The sequence below is a fragment of the Lutibacter sp. genome, assembly GCF_046055765.1.
Lineage (GTDB): Bacteria > Bacteroidota > Bacteroidia > Flavobacteriales > Flavobacteriaceae > Lutibacter.
Map to the genome: position 1 here is coordinate 1 of NZ_JASFZF010000048.1, position 25590 is coordinate 25590.

Below are 25590 nucleotides of genomic sequence, written 5' to 3' on the forward strand. Positions count from 1 at the left end.
CTTTTAAATATGCGTATAAACTTCTCATAAAATCATCAGGCGTTGTATGTGCATCATCTAAATAATAAAAAGCACCTTCGGCTTTCATCTCAGGTTCCATTTCTTTTAACTTCGCTTTATCAATATGTACAACTTCTAACCCTTGATCTTTTGCAATTGAAGCTAAATTTCGTTCCTTATTTTCAAATTTTGAAGTTTGGTAACTCATTAATAATCCTTTTTTTTCAAAATGAAAATCAAAAAGATTACTATTTTTCATTTCTTCAAATAAATGGCTACTAAAAAATGTTAGATCTTTTATTATAGGTATTGATATTTTAACATGATTAGTGGTTGATGATTTATTAAAATACCAAGCCCATTTAAATAAATCAATATCGAATCTCGGCTTTAAATAAAACGGACTTGCTTGATTAAACATCATTTTTATTCCGTTTATTACCATTCCAGGTGCAGCTAAAGGGACAATATGACTTGGAGAAACAAAACCAGCGTTCACAAATGATGCTCCTGATGAAATATCAGATTGGTCTATAACTGTAACTTTATAACCTTCTTTTAACAAATAATAGGCTGAACTTAATCCTATAATTCCACCACCTACAATTACAACTTTTTTACTCATTTAGATTAACTTTTGGCTCAATTAAATCCCATAGATTACCATACAAATCTTCAAAAACTAAAACTGTTCCATACGGCTCAACTACTGGATCTCTAACAATTTTTACATTATTATCTTTTAAATTTTTATATTCCTTTTCAAAATTATTAGTATGTAAAAATAAAAAAACACGTCCACCAGACTGATTTCCAATAAACTTATTTTGATTTTCATCATCTGCTTTAGCCAACAAAACTGAAGAACTATTTTCAATATTTGGAGATACTAGCACCCACCTTTTATTTTTATCTAACACAGTATCTTCAATCAGTTTAAATTGTAATTTGTTAACATAAAAGTCTATGGCTTCATCATAATCTTTTACTAATAATGCAATTTGTGCTATTTTTCTATTCATAATTTATAAAACTTGAAATCCGTGTGCGTATGGATCATCTTCATCATCAATAATAATGGTATTGTATCCATAAATTTTTGCCCAACCTTGTATACTTGGTATAATTGCCGTTTTTTCTCCCAAAGTTGTTTCCTCTACAATTTTACCAATAAACTTTGAACCTATGTAACTTTCATGGATATATTTATCATCCCTTTTTAATTTCCCTTTTGCATACAATTGTGCCATTCTTGCAGAAGTTCCTGTTCCGCAAGGAGATCTGTCAATTGCTTTATTTCCATAAAAAACAGCACTTCTTCCTGAAGAAATTTTATCAATAGCGTTTCCAGTCCACATAACGTGAGAAACGTCTCTTATTGTTTCGTCATCTGGATGAATAAAAAAATTAGAATATTTATCGTTTATTCTTTTCCGAACTATTTGCGAATACTGAATTAATTTACTCGCTGTGAAATTATGAATACCACTGAAATTCTTTTGGGGATCTACGATAGCATAATAATTTCCACCATAAGCAACATCAAATGTAATTATACCCAATTCTGGACAATCAATAGTTAAATTTTCAGCAGCTAAAAAAGATTTTACATTAGTTAATTTTACCCAATCTACTTTTTTACCCGTTTGTTGATATTCAATATGAATCAACCCCACAGGTGCTTCCATTTTTATTTTACCTGGAGTTTTAGGAATTATTAAACCTTCTTCAATGGCAACTGTAATTGTACCAATCGTTCCATGTCCACACATTGGTAAACAACCTGAAGTTTCTATAAATAAAATAGCAAAATCGTTTTCTTTATTATGTGGTGGAAATAAAATACTTCCGCTCATCATATCGTGCCCACGAGGTTCAAACATTAAACCTTTACGAATCCAATCAAATTCTTTTAAAAAATGTTGACGTTTTTCGCTCATTGTGTTTCCTATAAGTTTTGGAACTCCACTAGTAATAACTCTTACTGGATTTCCACAAGTATGAGCATCAATACAAGAAAAAGTTGTTTTACTCATAATTAATTATACTGAATCAGTAGTTGTTTTACCATCTATCACTCTAGAAATTCCTAGCGGATTTTCATTTTTTAATGCATTTGGTAATAATTCATTTGGCCAACTTTGAAAACTAAACGGTCTCACCCATCTTTTTATTGAATTAATACCTACTGCTGTAAACCTACTATCTGTTGATGCCGGATAAGGACCTCCATGAACCATAGCCTGACAAACTTCAACACCTGTTGGAACGCCATTATAAATAATTCTTCCAACTCTATTTTGAAGTGCATCTACAATAGTAGAAAAATTCTCTAACTCATTATTTCCTGCTAAAATTGTACCTGTCAATTGTCCTTCTAAATTTGAAATAATTTCTTCAAGCTGTGCCGTGTTTTCACACTGAACTACCATAGAAAAAGGTCCAAAAACTTCTTGATGTAATGTTGTGTTTTTTAAAAAAGTAACACCTTCAACAGTTGTTATTATTTGACGACCGTAATTATTAGCTACATCTTTATTCAAAGTTGCAATAATTTTTAAACCTTGTTGCTCTTGCATTTTTGTTTTATTACTCTCGTAAGCTCCAATAATGTTTGGATGGAGCATGCATGTTGGTTCAATTTTCACAATTTCTTCAGATAAAACATGTATAAAATTTGTTAAATCATCTCCTTTTAAACCTAATATTAAGCCTGGATTTGTACAAAATTGTCCTGATCCTAAAGTTATTGAACCTGCGTAAGTTTTTGCCCAATCGGCTCCTTTATTTTTTGCTGCATTTGGAAGAATTACAACGGGATTTACACTTCCCATTTCAGCAAAAACAGGAATAGGTTCTGGTCGTTGTGCCGCCATATTATATAAAGCTCTACCTCCACGAATACTTCCTGTAAAACCAACTGCTTTTACTTGTGGATGTTGAACTAATTTTATACCAACTTCAATTCCACTACTATTTAAATTAGAGAATACTCCGTTTGGCATACCTGTTTTTGAAGCCGCTTTAATAATTGCTGAGGCAACTAATTCTCCTGTGCCTGCATGCATTGGGTGCGATTTAATAATAACCGGACAACCAGCAGCAAAAGCAGCAGCTGTATCACCACCCGCCGTAGAATAGGCTAATGGAAAATTACTTGCTCCAAAAACAACAACTGTCCCTAATGGAAGCATCATTTTACGAATATCTACTTTTGGAATTGGTTGTCTGTCGGGTTGAGCAGTATCAATAGTAGCTTCAACCCAAGAACCTTCTTTCACTAAATTAGCAAATGAACGTAATTGAAATATAGTTCTTCCTCTCTCGCCAAGTGCTCTACTTTTAGGTAAGCCTGTTTCCGAACAATACGTTTTAATCAATTCATCTCCTAGAGCTTCAATTTCATCAGCAATTTTATTTAAAAACTCACTTTTTTTAATACCTGAAACATCTTTAAATACTTTATAAGCTTCAGTAGCAAGTTCAACTGCTTTTTGTATTTCTACATCTGAAACTTCTGTATAAATAGTATTATTTTCAGTATTAGTTTGTGGATTAAATGTTTTAAATGTTGTTTTACCTGTTGAAGCTAAAACATTTCCTATATAATTTTTTCCAGTAATCATTTAGTGTTGTAGTTTTTAAGTTTTTAAAATTTAGGCAAAACCGGTCTGCTTTTTAATCCATTTTCTATAATTGCCAATACGCGTTTTCTTTCCTCTCCAATTAATGGCAAACGAGGTTCGCGAACATTTTCTGTGCCAATACCCGTTGCAACTTCAGCTAACTTAATATTTTGTACTAATTTAGTATTTATATCTAACTCTAGCAATGGTAAAAACCAACTATAAATTGCTATGGCTTCTTTAATTCTACCTGCTTTTACTAATTTATATATTGTAACTGTTTCAGCAGGAAAAGCGCAAACTAAACCAGCTACCCAGCCATCTGCACCCATTAATAAACTTTCAAGTGCCAAAGTATCAACTCCGCACAAAATTTTATACCGATCTCCAAAACGGGTTCTCATTCTTGTTACATTTGAAAGATTACGAGTAGATTCTTTTACAGCTTCTATATTTTTACATGCTGCTAATTCTTCAAACATATCTAAAGTAACTTCAATACCATAATCTACTGGGTTATTGTAAATCATAATTGGTAATGTAGTACTATTTGCCACTTTTTTAAAATAAGTTACCGTTTCTCTCGCATCTGCTTTGTATCGCATTGGTGGTAACATCATTAAGCCTGTTGCTCCATCCTCCTTTGCTTTTTTTGCAGCTTCAATGGCACCTGTAGTAGTTTGTTCTGCAATATTTATTATAACTGGAACTTTACCTTTTACAATTTCTACTGTTTTTTTTATCAATAACCTTTTCTCCACATCTGTTAAAGTACTTGCTTCACCTAAGGTTCCGCCTAGAATAATCCCATGAACACCTGCCTTTAATTGTGCATTAATATTGATTTCGAAATTCACCAAGTCTAATTGATTATCATCAGTAAATTTGGTTGTTACTGCTGGCATTACACCATTCCATTGTATATTCATGAGATTTTTTTTCAAATTTAATAGAACTATAAGTTAGAGATTTCATTATTTTTATCAATTGATAATATTATTTTACCTTATTTTTTGTATTTTTGTATCATATTAGATTAATTTTAGCTTACTATTTATATGAAAGTTTTACCTTTTAAAATTCCAAAACCTGAAAATGTTACGTTATATATTCAGCATTATAAAGGTGATTCTTTTTATGAAAAATTGCATCAGCATAAAGAAATACAAATAAGTTTAATTACTGAAGGTGAAGGAACCTATATAATTGGCGATTGTGTTGGTGAGTTTAAAAAGGATGACATTTTTGTTATAGGTGAAAACCTGCCACATATATTTAAAAAAGATAAGGCATTTGATGATGAAACTGAAATGGTTTCATTATTTTTTAAAAAAAATTCATACGGTGAAGAGTTCTTTAACTTACCTGAATTTGAACATTTTCAAGATTTATTTAACAAAATAGGATTAGGAGTTCAAGTTATTTCTAACAAAAAACATATTTCAGAAGCACTATCTAAAATTAAAAAACTTCCTAAATACTATCAATTTATTTCATTTTTGGAAACTCTGCACTTGATTTCTGAAGCTAAAAAACGCACCTTATCTTCACTTATTAACTTAAAAAAATACGGAGGAAATGAAGGTAAACGTATGAGTGACATTTTTCAATATACCATGAATAACTATCATAAAGAAGTTACACTTCATCAGGTTTCAGATATTGCAAATATGACTCCAAATGCTTTTTGTAGATATTTTAAACAACGTACTAATAAAACTTTTGTAAACTTTTTAATTGATATTAGAATTGGGAATGCTTGTAAATTATTAACAAAAAATAATGATTTAAACATTACTGAAATCTCTTACAAATCTGGCTTTAATAATTTAGCAAATTTTAATAGAAAATTTAAAGCAATTAAAGGTGTTACTCCCTCTGAATATAGGAAAAAACACTAAATAAATCCTAATTCTTTTTGTGTCTTTTTAGGCATTCCTTTCACAACCAATTCATACGAATGGTCTATCAATTCAATTAGTAGTTTTTGTGGTAAGTCACCTTCAATAGTTATAGTATTCCAAAGTTTTTTGTTCATATGAAACCCTTCAATAATAGCACTATATTTTTCACGAAGTTTAATAGCTCTTTCTGGATCACATTTTAAATTAACTGTAGCTGGTTGATGCTCCAAACCTGATAATGCAAACATTTTATTTGCAACTTTAAACACTAAAGTAACTTCATCAAATGGGAAACATTCGGTTACATACTTTTTAGATAAACAATAATCTCTAAATTCTTCGATGTTCATTGCTTTTAATTTAATTCTATAATTTAAAGTTACAGAAATATTTTGTTTTACAACATAAAAAAACAGCTTTAAAAAAGCTGTTTTTTTATGTTTAACTTAGATTTTTTTATACTAAATAACCTGTGCTGATTTAATATTTGTTGTAACATTCAATTGAGGTGTATCAACTAAATGACGTTTTACTAAACATTGATCAACCACTTTTTTAATAGCTCCTTTGTATTTTTCAGGAAATTGGCTTGGTAAATCTAGTCCAATTTCAATAGATTTTACCATTCCTTTTGCTTGATCATAATCCATTTTTTGATTGATAGTAACATCATTAAAAGGGATTCCTCTTTGTGCTAAAAATGAACGCACATAAACTGCGGAACACATTCCAATAGATGCTAAAAAAATTAAGAATGGAGATTCATTCATTGTAATTTGTTTTCCATTTATAAAGGGAATTGTATTTCCTTGCTCGTCAAAAATTGTTTGTAATACCATACTAATTTATCTAATTTTAGAGTGCAAAAATACTAATAAATTAGAACGTTTATGTATCTAATATTACACTTCATTTACTTCAAACAATTCACTTGCAATTCCATCCACTAAAAACTTACCTTTCTCTGTAGTAATCAATATATTACGCTCAGATAATTCCAACAATCCATTGGTTATAAAAGGTTTCGAATTTATAGTTAAATTCTCTAAATATTTAATTCCAAATTCTTTTTCAATTTTCTCAAAAGAAACTCCCCAAATAGTTCGTAAACCAGTCATAATATACTCGTTAAACCTATCGTTTATTGTTAAAATTTCAAATTGAGTTGGGAATTTATTTTTTTCTAATTCTTTTATATATTTAGAATTATTTGAAACATTCCATGACCTTTTCACTCCATTAAACGAATGTGCTGAAGGTCCAATTCCAATATACTTTTCACCCAACCAATAAGACATATTATGTTTTGAAAAATACCTTGATTTTCCAAAATTTGAAATTTCATAATGTTCAAAACCTTGTTTTTTAGATTCTTCAACCAACAAATTAAAATGCTGTAATGCTAAATTCTCATCAATAGGTGGTACTTTCCCTTTTTTTATAAAACTATGTAATGCTGTTTTTTCTTCAACTGTAAGAGCATAACTAGAAATATGTGGAACTTTAAATTTAAAAGCCTGTTCTAAATTAAATAACCATTTTTTGTTAGTCATTCCCGGAACTCCGTAAATTAAATCGATAGTAATGTTATCAAAGTAGTTTAGAGCTTCTTTTAAACATTTTTTAGATTCTTTAGCTGTATGAGCTCTATTCATAAATTTTAAATCATCATCAAAAAAAGATTGTATTCCAATACTTAATCGGTTTATAGGAGATTTTGCCAACTCCATAATTTTTTGAGTCGTTAAATCATCTGGATTTGCTTCTAATGTAATTTCTGCATTATTAACTACTTTATAATTTTCATAAATAACTTTAAGTAGCATTTCAATTTCATCAACTTTTAAAATTGAAGGAGTTCCACCTCCAAAGTAAATAGTTTCAATTTTTTCAGTATCATTTTCATCTTTTCTCAATACTAATTCTTTTACAAGTGCATTTATCATCTCCTTTTTTCTTTTTAATGAAGTTGAAAAATGAAAATCGCAATAGTAACATGCTTGTTTACAAAATGGTATATGTAAATATATTCCTGCCAATTTTATATTTTATTTAATGTTAAATGTACGCTATTAAAAAAAAACGACAAAAAGTGATTTTTGTTACCTTTTTACTGAGATCTGTATTGTAAATTTGATAAAAACATTAAAATTATGTACGCACATATTGTCTCTTTTAAGGTAAAAGATGGAGAAGAAGTTTCATTTGTAGAATTACAAAAATTTGAAGAATTAACAGAAGCTAAACCTGCAGGCTTAGATCATTTTCATATTTTTAAAGATAGAAATAAAGGAAATCATTTTTTTCTAGTTGAATATTGGAATTCTAAGGAAGATAAAGATGCAATGGAATCTTCAAAAGAACATCAACTTTTTCATGACCACAGAAAAATAATTATTGAACAAAAGCATGAAACTTATGAGTGTGATATTGTAATTTAATTACTCTTTTACCCTATCACTATTTTGTTTTACAAATGCTCCCCAGCCTGTGTAATTTTTACCAGATGTTATTTTACCGCTATTATAAAAGTGGCAAACTGCTGCCGCCAAACCATCGGTTGAATCTAAATTTTTGGGCAATGTTTTAATTTTTAATAAATTCTGTAACATTTTCGCTACCTGCTCTTTACTAGCATTTCCATTACCTGTAATTGCCATTTTAATTTTTTTTGGGGAATATTCTGTAATTGGAACTTCACGAGATAAGCCAGCAGCCATTGCGACTCCTTGAGCTCTCCCTAATTTTAACATGGATTGAACGTTTTTTCCGAAAAATGGAGCTTCAATAGCTATTTCATCTGGGTGGTAAGTTTCAATTAAGTGAATGGTACGTTCAAAAATTATTTTAAGTTTCACATAATGGTTATCATACTTTTTTAGAGATAATTCATTCAACTGAATTAATTCCATTTTCTTATTCACAATTTTAATTAGCCCAAATCCCATAATAGTGGTTCCTGGATCAATTCCTAATATGATTTTTTCTGAACTCAATTAGTTGTTTATTTGTAAAACCAAATGTACAATATCTCTCACAAATATAAACGTATACTTTTTTTACTAATTAAATTAGTTATTGTTAGTGGTGCTTTATATTTTATTTATGAAAAATTAGTTCATAATCAACTTTTATCCTTTTCAGAATTTCAAGGTCAATTAGCCATCCTTTTTTCAACAAAAGGATGGCTTCTTTTACTTTTATTATTTTTTACTGATGCAAATTGGTTACTTGAAATTTATAAATGGAAGATACTTGCTTCACTTGAAAAAAAACTTACTTTTTTTGAAGCATATCAACAAACTTTAGCATCACTCACAGCTTCAATAATTACACCTAATAGAATTGGAGAATATGGTGTAAAGGCACTTTATTTTAAGCAAAGTTCTAGAAAAAAAATTGTGTTGTTAAACTTCATTGGAAATATAAGTCAATTATTAGTAACCTTAATTTTTGGATTTATTGGAGTGGTGTTTTTATTTACTAATTTTAAGGCTGAACTTCCTCTTTTTAATTTAACAAAATTTTTATTGATTTGTATTTTAATTAGTGTACTTATTATTTTTAGAAATAGATTTGGATTCGCCAAAATTGCTAGCAATTACTTCAATAAAAGCATTTCTTTTTTAAAAACAATAGCAGTAATAACCTATAGCAAAATACTTTTCATATCATTTGCTCGCTATCTAGTATTTTCTCATCAGTTTTATTTTTTATTGAAGCTTTTTGAAATTGAAACAGATTATTTCACTTTAATGCAACTACTTTTTTGTGTATATTTTATTGCATCAATAATTCCAAGTTTAACTATTTTCGATTGGGCTATAAAAGGTTCTGTAGCTGTCTATTTTTTTAGTTTAATTCATTTAAATGAATTAACAATTATAACTGTTACAACAATTATGTGGATTTTAAATTTTGCATTACCCACATTATTAGGTAGTATATTTATCTTAAATTTTAAATTTTCAAATAACACATGATTTATATTTCAATACTTATTGCAGTCATTTACTTTGTGTTAATTTCAACTTTTATTATTGGTTTTGAGAAAATAACATTATTTAAAAACAAAAATTTAGAACCTAAAAACAAGTTCTCAATTATAATCCCTTTTAGAAATGAAGCTCACAATTTAAAAAACTTACTTACTTCACTTTACAACCTAAATTATCCAACTAATTATTTTGAAGTCCTTTTAATTGATGATAATTCTTCTGATAATTATTTAGATATTGTACATCGCTTTACTAGAAAAAACAGATTATTATCTATTCGTGTTTTACAAAAAACAGAAATTATAAATACTCCAAAAAAAGACGCTATAAATCTGGGCATTAAAAATGCCTCTTTTGATTGGGTTGTTACTACTGATGCTGACTGTATAGTGCCAAATAATTGGTTATATATTTTTAATCAACAAATTGAAGAAAGTAACTCTTTATTTATAAGTGCTCCTGTTAAATTTATTAAACAAAAAGGGTTATTATATCATTTTCAAAATTTAAATTTTATAAGCTTAATTGGGAGTACTATTGGCAGTTTTGGAATTGCTAAACCGTTTTTATGTAATGGTGCTAATTTATGCTACAATAAAGCTGCTTTTTACCAAGTGAAAGGATATTGGGGAAATTCTAAAATTGCAAGTGGTGATGATGTTTTTTTATTGGAAAAAATGAAAACAGCATTTCCAAAAAAGATAAGCTATATAAAATCTGAAGAAGCCATTGTACAAACAAATTCAGAAAACACCTTAAACTGTTTTTTAAATCAACAAATAAGATGGGCTTCAAAATCTACTGCCTATAAAAGTCTATTTTCAAAATTTGTAGGAACTATAGTATTAAGCATAAATTTAGTTTTAATAACATTATTAATTACTACAATTATAAACCCTTTCTTTTGGAAGCTTTTAATACTAATTTTTATACAAAAACTATTTTTAGATTTTTTACTAATTTATAAAACTGCAACTTTTTTAAAAAGTACTCAATCTTTAAAACACTACATGATTTCAAGTATTTTACATCCTTTTTTTATAATTTTTATAGGAATTTTATCACTATTTAAAAATTATGAATGGAAAGGTAGAGTGTTTAAAAAATAGCTTACTTTTTTATTGAAGTAAACTAGCAATAAAACCATCAGCATGCATCCATACATACAAAATAATTACTAATAACATCACCAAAATTAATCCTCGCTTATAATTTGGTTTTTTCCGTTTTTTAAACCGTTGATGCTCCATATTTCTTTTTTTTATTCTATTTTTTAGTAGCTCTTAACATTTCACGTTTTCCTGGTGGGCCAGGTAATCGTTCAACAGTAAATCCCACTGTTTGCATTGCTCTTCTTACACTTCCTTTTGCACTGTACGTTACCAGAACTCCTCCGTTTTTTAAAGATGTATACATTAATTTAAAAATAGCTTCAGTCCATAATTCGGGTTGAAATCTTGCTCCAAAAGCATCAAAATAAATTAAATCAAACGTATTAACATCACTAATCTCATTAAAAAATTGTTTCCGTTTAGTTAAAGAAAAGTTTGATGAAATTTTACATGAAACTTCCCAATTTTCTTGATGCATTTTATTAAAAATAGCAGCAAATTTAGACATATTTAGCTCTGTAACATAGTTCAATTTTTTAATTTCATCAATTGTTACAGGATATGCTTCAATACCAGTATAATTAACACTTAAATTTAATTTTTGTGCTTCTAAAAAAGTAATAAAGCTATTCAATCCTGTTCCAAAACCAATTTCTAAAATAGAAATTTTTCTATCTTTAAAAAGTGATAAACCATTCTTAATAAAAACATGTATTGCTTCTTGTATAGCTCCGTTCTTAGAATGATATTGTTCATCCCATTCAGGTAAGTGAATAGTAGATGAACCATCAGCAGTAATAATTATTTTTCTTTCCAAATTTTATATTATCCCTTAAATTACGATAAAAACACAATTAAACTACTGAATTTCAGTTAAATTAAACCCCTATTTTAATTAGTGATTTTTATAATAAAATAAAATAAATTAGCCTTAAAATGTTAATTCTGCAATTTTACTTTATTACAATTATCTTTATCAAAAATTTTAATCAAATATATTAAAAATAAGGTAGGAGCATTGCTTAAAATTTAAATTAAATACTAAAAAAAAATACCTAATTTTGTTAAAACTTAATATTGATAAATTATGGCTTTACATATTGAAAAAATTACAGAATCAAAAATTTCTAATGTTGACTTCAACAACTTAAAATTTGGCGAAACGTTTACTGACCATATGTTTGAATGTGATTTTGAAAATGGCGAATGGCAAACTCCCAGAATTAGACCTTACCAAGCGCTTTCTTTTGAACCTTCAGCAAAAGTATTTCATTATGGACAAGCTGTTTTTGAAGGAATGAAAGCTTATAAAGATGATAATAATGATATTTGGTTATTTAGACCAGATGAAAATCAAAAACGTATTAATATCTCTGCTGAAAGATTAGATATGCCAGCGTTTCCAAAAGACTATTTTTTTGAAGGCCTAACCACTTTGTTAAAAATGGATAAGGATTGGGTAAAAAAAGGAGAAGATAGCGCCCTTTATATTAGACCATTTATAATTGCTACAGAAAATTGTGTTTCTGCATCTTCATCAAATAAGTATAAATTTATGATTATTTGCGCTCCTGTTCAAGCTTATTATTCTGGAGAAGTTAAAGTTGTATTTGCAGATAAATATAGTAGAGCTGCAGATGGTGGAGTTGGATATGCAAAAGCTGCAGGAAACTATGCTGGTTCATTTTACCCAACTAGATTAGCAAATCAAGAAGGCTTTCAACAAGTAGTTTGGACAGATGCTAGCACTCATGAATTTTTAGAAGAAGCTGGTGTGATGAATGTATTTTTTAGAGTAAATGACACATTACTTACAGCACCAACTAGCGAACGCATTTTAGATGGTGTAACTAGAAAAAGTATTATACAATTTGCCAAAGATAAAGGCATAAAAGTTGAAGTTAGACCTGTTAGGGTTTCTGAAATAGTAGAAGCTGCTCGAAAAGGTGAATTACTAGAAATGTTTGGTGCTGGAACTGCAGCTGTTATAAGCCCTATATGTGCATTTTCAAATAAAGGAGAGGTTTTTGATTTACCTAAAGTTGAAAATAATTATGCATCATTTATTAAAAAAGGAATTACTGACATTCAAAAAAATAAAGCTGAAGATAAATTTGGCTGGAGAGTAAAAGTTCAATAATATTTTGTCTAAACTAGAAACTTTTATAAATTACAACTATTAAAAACAATCGGACTAACCATCCGATTGTTTGGTATATTATTTATTTTTAATACCTTAAAATGACTTATGACTACACTTGGAAAAGCTAAAGAAAATCTTCAGGAAAAAGGTTTTTTAGATATAGAACCTCCAAAAAGTATTGATTTTATTAAAGAGATAAAAAAATTACGAAAAAAAAAGAATGCTATTATTTTAGCACATTATTATCAAGAAGATGCCATACAAGATATTGCTGATTTTGTTGGTGACAGTTTAGCTTTAGCTCAAAAAGCAGCCGAAACTGATGCTGATATTATTGTTTTTGCTGGTGTACACTTTATGGCTGAAACCGCAAAAATTTTAAATCCAACCAAAAAAGTAGTTTTACCAGATTTAAAAGCAGGTTGTTCATTAGCCGATTCTTGCCCTCCAGCTGATTTTGCAACCTTCAAAAAAGAACATCCAAATCATTTAGTGGTTTCTTATGTGAATACTTCAGCAGAAATTAAAGCATTAACCGATATTGTTTGTACGTCTTCAAATGCGGAAAAAATTATCAATTCTATACCAAAAAATCAACCTATTATTTTTGCTCCTGACAGAAACTTAGGAGCTTGGTTAATTAAAAAAACTGGAAGAGATATGATACTTTGGGACGGTGCTTGTATGGTTCATGAAGCTTTTTCAATTGAAAAAATATTGAATTTATATGCTGAAAACCCTGATGCAGAAATTATAGCACATCCTGAGTCTGAAGCACATTTACTAAAAGTAGCCAAATATGTTGGTTCAACTTCAGGCTTATTAAATTATGTTCAAAAAAGTAATGCCAAAAAATTTATTATTGCAACAGAAGTAGGTATTTTACATAAAATGCGCCAATTAGTCCCTAATAAAATTTTAATTCCAGCTCCAGTAGATGGTGATAATTGTAATTGCAGTGAGTGTTTTTACATGAAAATGAATACCATGAAAAAATTGTATTTATGTTTAAAACATGAACTGCCTGAAGTAAATATTGATGCTAAGTTAAGTAAAGAGGCATTAGTTTCTATTGAACGAATGTTAGAATTATCTAAATAACAATTCTTCTAAATGAATGCTGAAAAAAAAATATATAAAACCGATTTTTTAGTCATTGGCTCAGGAATTGCAGGGTTGTCTTTTGCATTAAAAACAGCAAACCATTTTAAAAATGCTTCTATAACCATAGTCACTAAAAATGAAAAAAATGAATGCAACACCAAATATGCACAAGGCGGAATTTCAACCGTTTGGGATACGACAGTTGATTCATTTGAACAACATATTGAAGATACTTTAAATGCCGGTGACGGGCTTTGCGATGAGGAAGTTGTAAAAATGGTTGTTGAAGCAGCTCCAGCCCGTTTACAAGAATTAATAGATTGGGGAACAAATTTTGATAAAGTTCAAAATGGAAATTACTCGCTTGGAAGAGAAGGTGGTCATTCTCAAGATAGGATTTTACATCATAAAGATATTACAGGTTCCGAAATTGAAAGAGCACTTATTAAAAAAGTTGAAAAAACTATAAATATTAACTTTCTAACCTATCATTATGCCATTGATTTTATCACAGAACATCAAGTAACTAAAAAAAGAATTACTAGAAAAGAAAAAACAACCTGCTTTGGAGCTTATGTTTTAGATGAACAAAAAAATATTGTAAAAACATTTGCGGCTAAAGTAACTATGTTAGCTACTGGTGGCAATGGTCAAGTTTATAGCACCACAACAAATCCTATTATTGCAACCGGTGATGGTATAGCAATGGCTTATAGAGCAAAAGCTGAAATTTCAGATGTGGAATTTATTCAATTTCATCCAACTGCTTTATATAACCCGGGAGAATATCCTGCATTTTTAATTTCAGAAGCTGTACGTGGTGAAGGTGCTATTTTAAGAGATTTTGAAGGTAAACGTTTTATGCATAAATATGATGAACGCCAAGAATTAGCCTCCCGTGATATTGTTGCTAGAGCCATAGATAATGAACTTAAAAAAAGTGGATCTCCACATGTTTATCTAGATTGTACTCATATTAATTATGAAGCTTTCAAAAAACATTTTCCTAATATTACTAAAAAATGTTTGAGTTTAGGAGTAGATATACGAAACGATTTTATTCCTGTATCTCCTGCTCAACATTATATTTGTGGTGGTGTAAACATTAATAAAAAAGCAAAAACTTCTATTAAAAATTTATATGCAAGTGGTGAAGTAACTAAATCTGGCTTGCATGGTGCTAATAGACTTGCTTCTAATTCTCTTTTAGAAGGAATTGTTTTTTCACATAATGCCTTAGAAAACTTGGCTAAACGATTTCATAAAATTAAAACACCTATCAATGTACCTGAATGGAATGATAGTGGTGTTGTAAAAAATATGGAGAAAATTTTAATTTCACATGACCGTAACGAAGTAAAAACTATTATGAGTAATTATGTGGGAATTGTTCGTTCAAATGAACGGTTACTTCGTGCAGAAAAAAGGCTACTTAACTTGTACGAAGACAACAAACGTTTATATGATCATTCAGAACTTTCAGTAGATTTATGTGAACTCCGAAATTTAATAACAACAGCTTATTTAATTACACAATTTTCAAAAAATAGAAAGGAAAATAGAGGTGGCTTTTATAGTGCTGATTTAATAAAAAAGGAGCTTTAAAAGCTCCTTTTTTATTAAATATTATATCTTATTACCAAATTTTAACTCTATCCTCTGGTTTTAAATACATCTTATCTCCTTCAACAATATTAAATGCGGTATAAAATGCATCTACATTTTGTAAAGGCATATATGCTCTGTACATTCCTGGAGAATGTGGGTTGGTTTTAATTAAATTTCTCAAGGCCTCATTTCTCATTTTAGTTCTCCAAATTGTTCCCCAAGACATGTAAAAACGTTGTTCAGCAGTAAAATCATCAATATCCTCAGGTCTTCCGTTTTCCTCATAAAATAGTTGTAAACCATCATACGCGGCATTTACCCCACCTAAATCACCAATATTTTCTCCTAAAGTAAATTCTCCATTTAAATTCACTCCTTCTAAAGCTTCAACTGCACTAAATTGAGCTACTAATTTTTTACCTAAAACTGCAAATTTCTCTGAATCTTGCTCTGTCCACCAGTTTTTTAAATTTCCATTTGCATCAAATCGTGCCCCTTGATCATCAAAACAATGTGAAATTTCATGTCCAATTACCGCTCCAATTCCGCCATAATTTACAGCTTCATCCGCTTGATAATTATAAAAAGGGGGTTGTAAAATTGCTGCTGGAAAAACAATTTCATTATTCACCGGATTATAGTATGCATTTACAATTTGTGGAGCCATTCCCCACTCTGATCTATCAACTGGTTTTCCAAGTTTTTTCATATCTTTTTCAAAATTCCATTTAGAAATATTTATTGAATTTTGAAAATACGAACCTCCATCTTTTAATCCTTTAACATCTAAAGTAGCATAATCTTTCCACTTATCTGGATATGCTATTTTAACGGTCATTTTTGTTAATTTTTCCAATGCCTTTATTTTAGTATCGGCACTCATCCATTCTAATGCATTAATACGTTTTTCAAAACCTTTCATTACATTCGCAATCATTTTTTCGGCTTTTGCTTTTGCTTCTGGTGGAAATTTTTTGTCAACATATAATTTACCTAAAGCTTCACCAATAGAGCCATTTAAAGATCCTAATGCTCTTTCATCTCTTGGCCTTTGTTGCTGTGCTCCTCTTAATTCTTTACTATAAAACTCCCAGTTTGCAACTTCAATTTCTTTATTTAACTTTCCTGCTGCTCTATCAATTGCAGCCCAACGTAGGTATAATTTTATATCATTAATCTTACTTGATGCTAAAATTTTATCCATTGCAATCATATAATTTGGTTGCATTACAATCACTTTTTCTAAATCATTTATACCTAAACCTTTAAAATAAGTTTCCCAATTAATAGAAGATGATAATTTTGTTAACTCTGCCATTGTTTTAGGGTTATACAATTTTCTTGTATCTCTAGACTCTTCTTTTGTGAATCTTGGCTCTGCTAACTTATATTCATATTGAAATATTTTATCGGCATTTAGGCTCGCTGTTTCCTTAGAATCTCCAAAAAATTGAAGCATTCTTGATATATGAGTAATATATTTTTGTCTTTTTTCTTTCGTATCCTCATCTTGATCAACATAATAATCACGAGATAATCCAAGACCTGCAGGTGTAACATACCCAGCATTCATTTTACTATCTTTTAAATCGTTGAAAACAGCAAAATTAAAAAATCCTGCACCACCATAAGGTGCCATTTCTATTAATAAATTTTGAAGGTCATCTAAATTAGTTATAGCCTCAATCTTAGCTAAAAATGGTTTAATAGGTTCAATTCCTTGCGCTTCTCTTGCAACAGTATCCATAATTGTTTCGTAAAAATTTACGGCTTTTTTCTGATCAGATTCTAGAGTTAAGTTACCCTCCGCATCTTTTAATTTAGGAAATTTATCTTTTACTATTGCTTCATTTAAAATTGTTAAAACATCTAAATCTGTTTTTTTTATTAGTTCATTAAATGCTCCCCAAGATGTTCTATCAGCTGGTATTTCTGTTTTATCTAACCAACTACCATTTACATATCTAAAGAAATCATTGTTTGGACGAGTAGTATTATCCATATTTTCAACAATAATTCCAGGAATTTCTTTCTTTTTTACTGGTTCTTTTTTACAAGAAATAGGAATCATTACCATTGCAATAATAGCAAGAAGCAATGTATTTTTATTAAATAATTTTATCATAATATTGAATTTAAAATTTGATTGATTTAAAAATTTATAATCTTATAAAATAACAAAAAAAATTGTTAAAATTGACTTAAAATAGTGTTAAGTTTTTGAATCTAAAATTTCTTTTATTTTTGGCTTAAAATAATTTGGTCCTTTAAGTACTTTCCCATCTTCTCTATAAATTGGTTTTCCATCTGCACCTAGCTTACTCATATTACTACGCTGAATTTCATTAAAAACTTCTTCAATTTTAAATTGCATTCCATGCTCTAAAATTGTGCCACATAAAATATATAACATGTCACCTAAAGCATCCGCAATTTCAACTAAATTATTGTTTTTTGCAGCTTCTAAATATTCTTCATTTTCTTCTTTCATTAAATCAAAACGTAATTGAATTTTATTTGGTGGAATTTTTGCTGTTGGGTTTTTTTGGTATCCTAATTCAAAAACTTCCATAAATTTTTGAACATCTTTTATTTTATTTTTCATTCTATTCGTTTCGTTTTTTTAATTTATAAAAATTTATAGAGTAAAGATGCTGGTACAATTTTTAAAACTACGGCAATTAACCTCCACCTTTTTGTGATATATGCTTTCTTTTTTTTCTTTTTAATTGCACTATAAATTTGTTTTGATGCTTTTTCTTTTGTTGACATCCAAAAAGTATTTCCAATTGCCATTGAAGTATCAACAAATCCAGGTTGAATATCCGTTACCACAATTTTAGCTTTGCTTCTTTTTCCTTTTAACCAAAGTGATTCTAAATAGTTTGCCTGAAATGCTTTTGAAGCAAAATAAGCTGGAACATGCCTATTCCCTCTAATAGATGCTATTGATGAAATACCTACTAAGTGCCCAAAACCTTGCTTTCTAAAAAAATTATATGCTAAGCCATAAATTTTAGTAGCAGCTATAATATTAGTTTGTAAAGTTGGCAATTCTTTTTCCCACTCCAGCTTGTAATTTGGATTACCAACACCTGAACTGTAAACAATTAAATCGATGGTTTTTAATTCATTTTTCACATCATTAAATAAGGCTTCACAAGAATCTAAATTAGTTACATCATGTACTTTAACAATGTATTGATTAGAGTTTGAATCTTTAATTTCTTGCAATAATTTTTCACGCCTTCCTGTAATTACAACCTTGTAATTATCTGCAACTAATAATTTTGCTAATTCCTTACCTATTCCTGAGGTTGCTCCAATAATTAATGCGTTTTTCATAATTTAACCATATTTCGTATTAAAATTTACGTATTTTTGATGTTAAATATACACATTAAATATGTTTAGTAAAGGACAACTAATTTTTGCGACTTTTTTTATAATTGCATTTACGCTTTTAATGATTTGGAGTTATCGAAAAGACATTAAAATTCATAAGAAATACTATAAAAACACATTTATTGTAATTATTGCAGTTTTTTTAACCATTGCAATTTTTACTATGATTACTTTTTCTCTTCATTAAAAAAATCCGTTCCAAATTAATGAAACGGATTAATAATTAAAATGTTTTTTATGAATTTAGTTATTGGGTTCAATATGAATTAATACATCGCTAATACTTTCAATTTCACTTTGCAGTTTAGCCTTAAGTTTATGAGCTAATTCGTGTCCTTCTTTTACCGATTTATTTCCATCAACAGCCGCATGTAAATCTACGTGGTATTTCATTCCAGACTTTCTAACTAAACATTTTTCAGTATCTAAAATACCATTAACCGTTAAAGAAACTTCCCTTATTTCAGCTATCAAATCATCATACAAATTTTCATCCATAATTTCACCTAAAGCTGGTCTAAAAATTAAATAACTGTTATAAAATATAAATGCCGCAGCAAAAAATGCTGCATAAATATCTGCATTTTTAAAATTTTCGCCCAATAACAAGGTCATAGAAATTCCAATAAATGCAGTAACGGAAGTAATTGCATCGCTTCTATGATGCCAAGCATCAGCTTTTAATGATGTGCTTTGCGTTTCTTTACTTTTTTTGATAACATATTGATATGAAATTTCTTTCCAAATAATAATAATTCCCAGCACAATAAGTGCCCAAGCTTTTGGTAATTCACGAGGTTTTCCCAAATGAATAATACCCTCATATACAATTATAGTTCCAGAAGTAATTAAAAAACCGACAACTAAAAATGTAATTAAAGGCTCTGCTCTACCATGTCCATAAGGATGGGTTTTATCAGCCGGTTTTGTTGAATATTTTAGCCCAAATAGCACCAAAATAGATGCAAAAATATCTGTTGTAGATTCAATGGCATCAGCAATTAAGGCATAGGAATGTCCAAAAATACCTGCCAACCCTTTAACTATTGCTAAAACTGTATTTCCTATAATACTAAAATAAGATGCTTTTATTGCCGTTTTAACTTTGCTCATTAATTCTTTTAATTCTGGTCTGGTAAATTGGAATAGTTTTTCGCGTAATACAACATTTCATCAGTAAAACTTTTAGGTTGTTCTACAACAATATCGATAATTTTACCTGTTGCATCTTCTTTTGGAACCAAAATCGGATTGATAAATCCGCTATAAGGTGCCGACTTAAATTTACTATTACGTTCTAATACTTCTTTATGAATTTCTTGATCCACTTTTACACCATAAGTTTCTACCAATGCTTTTCCAGATTCAAAATCACCTTCAGATTTTATACGTTGTATTTCACGTAACAATTCACCAAATAACACTCTTAATTTATCGTAATCTCTAACTACAAAATAGGTTTTGTTATCTTTCACTACTTTTTCAATTACATTTTCTTTAGCTCCTTTTTCAAAAGCCCAAGCAGCAACTAATTGTCTATTTCTCATATGAGCTTCTTCTATATCATCCCCTAAATTTAAACGAATTAATTGTGTTAATAAACCATTTCTTATATAACCATCATAAGCAGCTTTCCCTAATTCTTTAGCATTTGGCGATAATTTTAAATCAACCAATTTTAGATCAGGCAAAAAGTATAATCCAACCAAATCGGCACGTGCTTCTTCCAAGGTTGAAGCATAATTTTTCATAGTTTCCTTTGGTTGTCCAACTCCTGGGTTTATTTTCCCACTTGCATGACCAATAACTTCATGTAATGCTGTATGTAATTTATCGGCTAATTGTCCGTATTTAATTTCTGTATTTACTTCATCTTCATTGTATGCAAATTCTTTCAATCTATCCGTTCCACCAGCTTGGTTATAAGCCTCAATTAAATTTCCTAAGGAAACTGATTTTGATCCATGATTTTGACGAATCCAATTATTATTTGGTAAATTAACACCAATTGGCGTAGATGGTGAAGAGTCCCCAGATTCTGAAGCTACATTTACAGTTTTATAAGAAACACCTACCACATTTTTCTTTTTATGAGCTTCTATTATAGGAGAATTATCTTCAAACCATTGCGCATTTTCAGAAACAACTGCCATTTTTTTGGACATATCAAAATCTTTAATTTCAACAATACTTTCAAAAGAACCTCTGAATGCTTTTGGATCGTTATAAACTTCAATAAATCCGTTGATATAATCAATATCTCCTTTAGTACTTGTTGCCCAAGCAATATTATATTGATCCCAAATTTTTAAATCTCCCGTTTCATAAAATTTAATTAGTAATTTTAAAGCTGCTGCTTGTTCTTGGTTTTCTGCAACCTCTGTAGCCTTATTTAACCAAAAAATTACTTTTTCAATGGCTGAACTGTACATACTCCCAACTTTCCAAACTTTTTCTTCCAACGCTCCATTCGTATTTTTAATTAATTTTGAATTTAAACCATATTCGATTGGTGTTAGGTCATTTTTATCCATTTTAGAAGCATAAAATTTATCTACTTCTTCTGAAGTTATGTTTGGTGAATAAAAATTAACTGCAGAGCCAACCAACAAACCTTTACTTGCATCTAAATTCACTTTTTTTGAATCCGTATCATTAAAAATAACATCAAATACATCAGTTTTAAGTTTGGTACCTGTCTCATTTAATAGCTTTCGTAAATATTCTTTAGAAAATTCCGCTTTAAATTTAGCAGTTGAATAGTGATGATGAATACCATTTGAAAACCAAACTCTTTTTAAATATGTTTCAAAACTCTTCCATTCTACTGAAGTTTTATCTCCTTTATAATTTTGATAAATATGTTCAAAAGCACGTCTAATTTGTAAATTATAACGATAGTTTTGATCATAAATAATATCACGGCCAGACATACCAGCTTCAGATAAATAATAAACTAGTTGTTTTTGTTTTAGTGAAAGTTCTTCAAACCCAGGAATTTGGTATCTTAAAATTTTTATATCGGCAAATTGCTCTACAACATACTCAAATTTAGTTGTGCTTTCCTTTTCATAGATTTCTTTATTATTTTTTTCACAAGAGAATACTATTGTTAAACCTAACAGTATAGGTAAGAAATATTTTATCTTCATTTTATTGTTTATTTTATTAGTCTTCAAATTTAGTGATTTTACACTAATTTATTCCTTAAATTAGCAATACATTAACTTTAAAACGTTTACAAATGAAACTACTAAAATATATTTTCTTTTTATTTTTAATTCTTATCATCGGGGTTTCAATTTATATAGCTACACTTGACGGAAATTACAATATTAATAAATCACGTATGATTAAAGCTCCTGTTGAAGTTGTTTTTAATGAAGTTAATGACTTTAAAAATTGGGAAAACTGGGGTCCTTGGTATGAACTAGACTCTACAATTACAGCTTCATTTCCTGATAACACAAGTGGTATTGGAGCTTCTTATACTTGGACAGGTGCTGATGGAAATGGCTCCATGGAAACATTATCTATAATTCCAAACAAAGAAATTATTCAACAAATTGATTTTGGAACAGGAACAAAACCTGAAGTATATTGGCAGTTTAACGTTGTAAATAAAAATACTGAAGTTACTTGGGGAATGAAAGGAAAAAGTGGATTTATGGAAAAAGCCTATTGGTTAACTCAAGGTGGAATTAAAAAAAACATGACGCCAATGTATGAAAGAGGATTAGAATTACTAAATAATTATATTACTAAAGAAATGGAAAAACATACCATTGAAATTAAAGGTATTGTAGATTATGGTGGTGGCTATTACTTATACCAAACTACGGCTTGTAAATTTTCTGAAATTGATAAAAAAACGGAAGAAATGTTCCCATTAATTATGAACTATATGAAAGAAAATAACATACAACCAGCAGGAAAACCATTTACCATTACTCACAAATGGGATGAAGAAAATGGGACTATTATGTTCTCTACGTGCATTCCTGTTTCTGAAAGAATTGTTACTACTGGTGATGTTTTAACTGGATTTATAAAACCTCAAAAAATGTTTAAAACTTTGTTCACTGGAAATTACAAATATTTACCCGACGCCTGGAAAACAGCCTTTAAAAATTTATATACTGAAAACTTAAAAGAACTACCAAATGCGGAACCACTTGAAGTTTATTTGGTCAATCAGGAAGATACTCCAAATCCTGCCAAATGGGTTACAGAAATTTATATTCCTATTGAATAACTAATTTATAAAGTAGCAGATTGCTTCTTTACATTCGCAATGACAAATGAACTTAAATTTAGTTTTCAATTTAAAGTGATTGTCACACTGAGCTTATCGAAATGTTTATATCGTATAAATTAGATAAACCTAAAAGTCTTCGACAAGCTCAAACTGACTAAAAAGATTAAACATTTCAAAATAACGGATTTTATTCAAAATAATTCATAAAACTACTTCTTCTAATAGCTTTACACTTCATGATATCTAAAACAATCCGTTATGTGATCATTTATCATTCCTGTGGCTTGCATATGTGCATAAATTACCGTTGAACCAACAAATTTAAATCCGCGCTTTTTTAAGTCTTTTGAAACAACATCTGAAAGCTCTGTAGTAGCAGGAATTTTACTTATATCTTTCCACTTATTCTTTATAGATTTTTGGTTGGTAAATTTCCAAATATATTTTGAAAAAGATCCAAATTCTTGTTGTACTTCCATAAAAGCAATAGCATTGGAAATGGTTGCTTTTATTTTTAATTTATTTCTAATTATTCCAGCATCTTGAAGTAATTCTTCAAATTTGGCGTCGTTATAAATAGCAATTTTTTTATAATTAAAATTATCAAATGCCTTCCTGAAATTTTCTCGTTTTCTTAAAACCGTAATCCAACTTAATCCCGCCTGAAAGGTTTCTAAAATTAGAAATTCAAATAATTTAGCATCATCATATACTGGAACTCCCCATTCTGTATCGTGATATTCCATATAAAGTGGATTATTTCCACACCAAGCACATCGTTTTTTATCCATCATAAATTATATTAGTAACCAGACGCTTGCCCATCTTTTCTAGATTCTGAAGCTCCAAAATAAACTTTATTTATTTCGTCCCACATTATTGCTTGGTAACCACCATAACTTCCTAATTCAAAACCAACTTTATGCCCTTTGCGCATTAAAGCTCTAATAGTTTCATAATCAAAACCAGATTCCAATACTAATAGCCCACCATCAGTCATTTTACCACCCGTTGGTTCTGAAGATCCATTATGTTGCATTCTTGGTGCATCTCCAGCTTCTTGTAAATTCATTCCAAAATCTATTAAATTAATTACAATTTGAGCGTGACCTTGAGGTTGCATTGCACCTCCCATTAAGCCAAAGCTAATCCAAGGCTTGTTATCTTTGGTAATAAATGCAGGTATAATTGTGTGAAAAGGCCTCTTTTTAGGTTCTATTACATTTAAATGCCCTTCTTCTAATGAAAATAATTCACCTCTATCTTGTAACATAAATCCTAATTTAGGAGGTACCATACCAGAACCCATACCCCTATAATTACTTTGAATTAACGACACCATATTCCCAAATTTATCAGCAACTGTCATATAAACAGTGTTCCCTTGTTCCAATTCTCCAGCATCATAACTTCTTGCTGCTCTATTTGGGTTAATTAATTTTCTACGCTCGTTTGCATATTCTTTTGAAATTAATTGCTTTATAGGTAGTTTATTAAAATCAGGATCAGCATAATATTTAGCACGATCTTCAAAAGCTAATTTCTTTGCTTCCGTAAAATAATGTATATATTCTGCACTACCAAATCCCATTTTTTTTACATTATAGCCTTCCATAATGTTTAATATTTGAAGTGCTGCAGTTCCTTGTCCGTTTGGAGGTAATTCCCAAACATCGTATCCTCTATAATTTATTGAAATCGGTTCAACCCACTCTGAAGTATGATTCGCTAAATCTTTTTCTGAAAGAAAACCACCTTGTTCTTGAATAAAATTTGCTATTGTTTTAGCTATTTCTCCTTTATAAAAAGCATTTCTACCTCCTTTTGCAATTTTAGAATAGGTTTTTGCCAAATACAGATTTTTAAAAACGGTTCCTTTAGATAACGGTTTACCATTTGGCATGTAGGTCTCTGCAAAATTCGGATATTCTTTAAAAAGTCGAGAAGTTCTTGTTAAATAATAACCAATCAATTCAGTAACTGGAAATCCTTCATTTGCATACCTAATTGCTGGCGCTAGTATTTTCTTCATATTTAAGGTTCCAAATTTAGAATGCATTTCAAACCATCCATCTACACAACCTGGAACTGATACAGGAAGAGGTCCAAAAGAAGGGATTTTAGTCATGTTTTTATCTTTAAAATATTGAAGCGTTAGCTTTTCAGGAGATCGCCCACTTGCATTTAACCCATACAATTTTTTATCTTTTGCACTCCAAATTATAGCAAATAAATCACCTCCAATTCCAGAACCTGTTGGTTCCATTAAACCTAAAGCTGCATTTACAGCAATGGCGGCATCAATAGCATTTCCTCCTTGTTTTAAAATATCAATTCCTATTTGAGTTGCTAAAGGATGACTAGTAGCCACCATTCCATTTTGAGAAATAACTTCTGATCGTGTTGAAAAATTTGCCCCGTTAACTCTATCT

At 29.4% G+C, this 25590-nt stretch carries 26 protein-coding genes; 8 read left to right on the forward strand and 18 right to left on the reverse strand.

Translation table 11 applies throughout. From position 1 onward, the window contains the following. The 5 genes from QM495_RS05455 to QM495_RS05475 all read right to left on the reverse strand — a co-directional run. A partial coding sequence (locus QM495_RS05455) for an FAD-dependent oxidoreductase (RefSeq protein ID WP_408671100.1) occupies positions 1-625 on the reverse strand: 625 nt, incomplete at its 3' end. After that, positions 618-1022 (reverse strand): VOC family protein, encoded by a 405-nt coding sequence (locus QM495_RS05460; protein WP_408671101.1) that lies wholly within the window; start codon positions 1020-1022, stop codon positions 618-620. The genes QM495_RS05460 and QM495_RS05455, both read right to left, overlap by 8 nt. A gap of 3 nt (positions 1023-1025) precedes the next feature. Then, positions 1026-2036: a 4-hydroxyproline epimerase gene (locus QM495_RS05465; protein WP_408671102.1), complete on the reverse strand. Its 1011-nt coding sequence runs from the start codon at positions 2034-2036 to the stop codon at positions 1026-1028. A gap of 6 nt (positions 2037-2042) precedes the next feature. After that, positions 2043-3626, reverse strand: coding sequence for an aldehyde dehydrogenase (NADP(+)) (locus tag QM495_RS05470; protein ID WP_408671103.1), 1584 nt, complete (start codon positions 3624-3626; stop codon positions 2043-2045). 23 nt (positions 3627-3649) lie between these two features. Next, a complete protein-coding gene (locus QM495_RS05475; RefSeq protein WP_408671104.1) occupies positions 3650-4555 on the reverse strand; it encodes a dihydrodipicolinate synthase family protein in 906 nt (301 codons plus the stop codon). A 129-nt stretch (positions 4556-4684) separates the two neighbouring features. On the opposite strand from QM495_RS05475, the gene QM495_RS05480 reads away from it, so the two are divergent. Beyond that, positions 4685-5527, forward strand: a complete 843-nt coding sequence (locus QM495_RS05480) for an AraC family transcriptional regulator (protein WP_408671105.1) — start codon at positions 4685-4687, stop codon at positions 5525-5527. On the opposite strand, the gene QM495_RS05485 is transcribed toward QM495_RS05480, so the two are convergent. From QM495_RS05485 to hemW, 3 genes are all read right to left on the reverse strand, one after another. Continuing rightward, entirely contained in the window at positions 5524-5880 is a 357-nt protein-coding gene (locus QM495_RS05485) for an MmcQ/YjbR family DNA-binding protein (protein WP_408671106.1), read from the reverse strand. The genes QM495_RS05480 and QM495_RS05485 overlap by 4 nt on opposite strands. Before the next feature lie 111 nt (positions 5881-5991). Further along, complete coding sequence (locus QM495_RS05490; RefSeq protein WP_408671107.1) at positions 5992-6369, reverse strand: OsmC family protein; 378 nt, start codon at positions 6367-6369, stop codon at positions 5992-5994. A gap of 63 nt (positions 6370-6432) precedes the next feature. Further along, positions 6433-7569, reverse strand: a complete 1137-nt coding sequence (hemW, locus tag QM495_RS05495; protein WP_408671108.1) for a radical SAM family heme chaperone HemW — start codon at positions 7567-7569, stop codon at positions 6433-6435. Positions 7570-7683: 114 nt separating this feature from the next. Here hemW and QM495_RS05500 point away from each other — a divergent pair, with 114 nt between their 5' ends. Then, complete coding sequence (locus tag QM495_RS05500) at positions 7684-7971, forward strand: antibiotic biosynthesis monooxygenase (RefSeq protein WP_408671109.1); 288 nt, start codon at positions 7684-7686, stop codon at positions 7969-7971. Here the strand turns inward: QM495_RS05500 and ruvC are convergent, their stop codons facing one another. Beyond that, positions 7972-8526 (reverse strand): crossover junction endodeoxyribonuclease RuvC, encoded by a 555-nt coding sequence (gene ruvC / locus QM495_RS05505; RefSeq protein ID WP_408671110.1) that lies wholly within the window; start codon positions 8524-8526, stop codon positions 7972-7974. Between the two features lie 24 nt (positions 8527-8550). On the opposite strand from ruvC, the gene QM495_RS05510 reads away from it, so the two are divergent. Further along, positions 8551-9513 (forward strand): lysylphosphatidylglycerol synthase domain-containing protein, encoded by a 963-nt coding sequence (locus tag QM495_RS05510; RefSeq protein ID WP_408671111.1) that lies wholly within the window; start codon positions 8551-8553, stop codon positions 9511-9513. Further along, positions 9510-10637, forward strand: a complete 1128-nt coding sequence (locus tag QM495_RS05515; protein ID WP_408671112.1) for a glycosyltransferase — start codon at positions 9510-9512, stop codon at positions 10635-10637. The genes QM495_RS05510 and QM495_RS05515 overlap by 4 nt, the downstream gene beginning before the upstream one ends. Before the next feature lie 9 nt (positions 10638-10646). Here the strand turns inward: QM495_RS05515 and QM495_RS05520 are convergent, their stop codons facing one another. Beyond that, the gene (locus QM495_RS05520) at positions 10647-10778 is read right to left on the reverse strand and encodes a hypothetical protein (RefSeq protein WP_408671113.1); all 132 of its coding nucleotides are present in this window, start codon (positions 10776-10778) and stop codon (positions 10647-10649) included. A gap of 16 nt (positions 10779-10794) precedes the next feature. Beyond that, positions 10795-11457, reverse strand: a complete 663-nt coding sequence (gene mnmD / locus QM495_RS05525; RefSeq protein WP_408671114.1) for a tRNA (5-methylaminomethyl-2-thiouridine)(34)-methyltransferase MnmD — start codon at positions 11455-11457, stop codon at positions 10795-10797. Between the two features lie 270 nt (positions 11458-11727). Here mnmD and QM495_RS05530 point away from each other — a divergent pair, with 270 nt between their 5' ends. The 3 genes from QM495_RS05530 to nadB all read left to right on the forward strand — a co-directional run bounded on the left by QM495_RS05530 (position 11728) and on the right by nadB (position 15492). Then, entirely contained in the window at positions 11728-12780 is a 1053-nt protein-coding gene (locus tag QM495_RS05530; RefSeq protein WP_408671115.1) for a branched-chain amino acid aminotransferase, read from the forward strand. A gap of 108 nt (positions 12781-12888) precedes the next feature. Then, positions 12889-13884, forward strand: coding sequence for a quinolinate synthase NadA (gene nadA / locus QM495_RS05535; RefSeq protein WP_408671116.1), 996 nt, complete (start codon positions 12889-12891; stop codon positions 13882-13884). Between the two features lie 12 nt (positions 13885-13896). Then, the gene (gene nadB / locus QM495_RS05540; RefSeq protein ID WP_408671117.1) at positions 13897-15492 is read left to right on the forward strand and encodes an L-aspartate oxidase; all 1596 of its coding nucleotides are present in this window, start codon (positions 13897-13899) and stop codon (positions 15490-15492) included. Between the two features lie 31 nt (positions 15493-15523). Here the strand turns inward: nadB and QM495_RS05545 are convergent, their stop codons facing one another. From QM495_RS05545 to QM495_RS05565, 5 genes are all read right to left on the reverse strand, one after another. After that, positions 15524-17620 (reverse strand): M13 family metallopeptidase, encoded by a 2097-nt coding sequence (locus tag QM495_RS05545; RefSeq protein ID WP_408671118.1) that lies wholly within the window; start codon positions 17618-17620, stop codon positions 15524-15526. Positions 17621-17707: 87 nt separating this feature from the next. Beyond that, the gene (locus tag QM495_RS05550) at positions 17708-18100 is read right to left on the reverse strand and encodes a MazG nucleotide pyrophosphohydrolase domain-containing protein (RefSeq protein ID WP_408671119.1); all 393 of its coding nucleotides are present in this window, start codon (positions 18098-18100) and stop codon (positions 17708-17710) included. Between the two features lie 23 nt (positions 18101-18123). Further along, positions 18124-18840 carry an SDR family NAD(P)-dependent oxidoreductase gene (locus QM495_RS05555; RefSeq protein WP_408671120.1) on the reverse strand — a complete coding sequence of 239 codons (717 nt, stop codon included), beginning with the start codon at positions 18838-18840 and terminating at the stop codon, positions 18124-18126. A gap of 303 nt (positions 18841-19143) precedes the next feature. After that, entirely contained in the window at positions 19144-20013 is an 870-nt protein-coding gene (locus QM495_RS05560) for a cation diffusion facilitator family transporter (RefSeq protein WP_408671121.1), read from the reverse strand. 8 nt (positions 20014-20021) lie between these two features. Beyond that, on the reverse strand, positions 20022-22052 hold the full coding sequence (locus tag QM495_RS05565) for a dipeptidyl-peptidase 3 family protein (protein WP_408671122.1): 2031 nt from the start codon (positions 22050-22052) through the stop codon (positions 20022-20024). Positions 22053-22144: 92 nt separating this feature from the next. Between QM495_RS05565 and QM495_RS05570 the strand changes: the two genes are divergently transcribed. Beyond that, positions 22145-23155, forward strand: coding sequence for an SRPBCC family protein (locus QM495_RS05570; RefSeq protein ID WP_408671123.1), 1011 nt, complete (start codon positions 22145-22147; stop codon positions 23153-23155). Positions 23156-23385: 230 nt separating this feature from the next. Here QM495_RS05570 and QM495_RS05575 read toward each other — a convergent pair whose 3' ends face one another. Both QM495_RS05575 and ggt read right to left on the reverse strand, forming a co-directional pair. Beyond that, positions 23386-23949 carry a DNA-3-methyladenine glycosylase I gene (locus QM495_RS05575; RefSeq protein ID WP_408671124.1) on the reverse strand — a complete coding sequence of 188 codons (564 nt, stop codon included), beginning with the start codon at positions 23947-23949 and terminating at the stop codon, positions 23386-23388. Between the two features lie 11 nt (positions 23950-23960). Then, a partial coding sequence (gene ggt, locus QM495_RS05580; RefSeq protein WP_408671125.1) for a gamma-glutamyltransferase occupies positions 23961-25590 on the reverse strand: 1630 nt, incomplete at its 5' end.

Coding starts and splice junctions, on each gene's coding strand:
- QM495_RS05530 (WP_408671115.1), top strand. CDS start 11,728: ATGGCTTTACATATTGAAAAAATTACAGAATCAAAAATTTCTAATGTT.
- QM495_RS05465 (WP_408671102.1), bottom strand. CDS start 2,036: ATGAGTAAAACAACTTTTTCTTGTATTGATGCTCATACTTGTGGAAAT.
- QM495_RS05575 (WP_408671124.1), bottom strand. CDS start 23,949: ATGGATAAAAAACGATGTGCTTGGTGTGGAAATAATCCACTTTATATG.
- QM495_RS05475 (WP_408671104.1), bottom strand. CDS start 4,555: ATGAATATACAATGGAATGGTGTAATGCCAGCAGTAACAACCAAATTT.
- QM495_RS05565 (WP_408671122.1), bottom strand. CDS start 22,052: ATGAAGATAAAATATTTCTTACCTATACTGTTAGGTTTAACAATAGTA.
- QM495_RS05560 (WP_408671121.1), bottom strand. CDS start 20,013: ATGAGCAAAGTTAAAACGGCAATAAAAGCATCTTATTTTAGTATTATA.
- QM495_RS05470 (WP_408671103.1), bottom strand. CDS start 3,626: ATGATTACTGGAAAAAATTATATAGGAAATGTTTTAGCTTCAACAGGT.
- QM495_RS05515 (WP_408671112.1), top strand. CDS start 9,510: ATGATTTATATTTCAATACTTATTGCAGTCATTTACTTTGTGTTAATT.
- QM495_RS05510 (WP_408671111.1), top strand. CDS start 8,551: ATGTACAATATCTCTCACAAATATAAACGTATACTTTTTTTACTAATT.
- QM495_RS05550 (WP_408671119.1), bottom strand. CDS start 18,100: ATGAAAAATAAAATAAAAGATGTTCAAAAATTTATGGAAGTTTTTGAA.
- QM495_RS05520 (WP_408671113.1), bottom strand. CDS start 10,778: ATGGAGCATCAACGGTTTAAAAAACGGAAAAAACCAAATTATAAGCGA.
- QM495_RS05570 (WP_408671123.1), top strand. CDS start 22,145: ATGAAACTACTAAAATATATTTTCTTTTTATTTTTAATTCTTATCATC.
- QM495_RS05480 (WP_408671105.1), top strand. CDS start 4,685: ATGAAAGTTTTACCTTTTAAAATTCCAAAACCTGAAAATGTTACGTTA.
- nadA (WP_408671116.1), top strand. CDS start 12,889: ATGACTACACTTGGAAAAGCTAAAGAAAATCTTCAGGAAAAAGGTTTT.
- QM495_RS05460 (WP_408671101.1), bottom strand. CDS start 1,022: ATGAATAGAAAAATAGCACAAATTGCATTATTAGTAAAAGATTATGAT.
- QM495_RS05500 (WP_408671109.1), top strand. CDS start 7,684: ATGTACGCACATATTGTCTCTTTTAAGGTAAAAGATGGAGAAGAAGTT.
- QM495_RS05555 (WP_408671120.1), bottom strand. CDS start 18,840: ATGAAAAACGCATTAATTATTGGAGCAACCTCAGGAATAGGTAAGGAA.
- QM495_RS05490 (WP_408671107.1), bottom strand. CDS start 6,369: ATGGTATTACAAACAATTTTTGACGAGCAAGGAAATACAATTCCCTTT.
- QM495_RS05545 (WP_408671118.1), bottom strand. CDS start 17,620: ATGATAAAATTATTTAATAAAAATACATTGCTTCTTGCTATTATTGCA.
- nadB (WP_408671117.1), top strand. CDS start 13,897: ATGAATGCTGAAAAAAAAATATATAAAACCGATTTTTTAGTCATTGGC.
- QM495_RS05485 (WP_408671106.1), bottom strand. CDS start 5,880: ATGAACATCGAAGAATTTAGAGATTATTGTTTATCTAAAAAGTATGTA.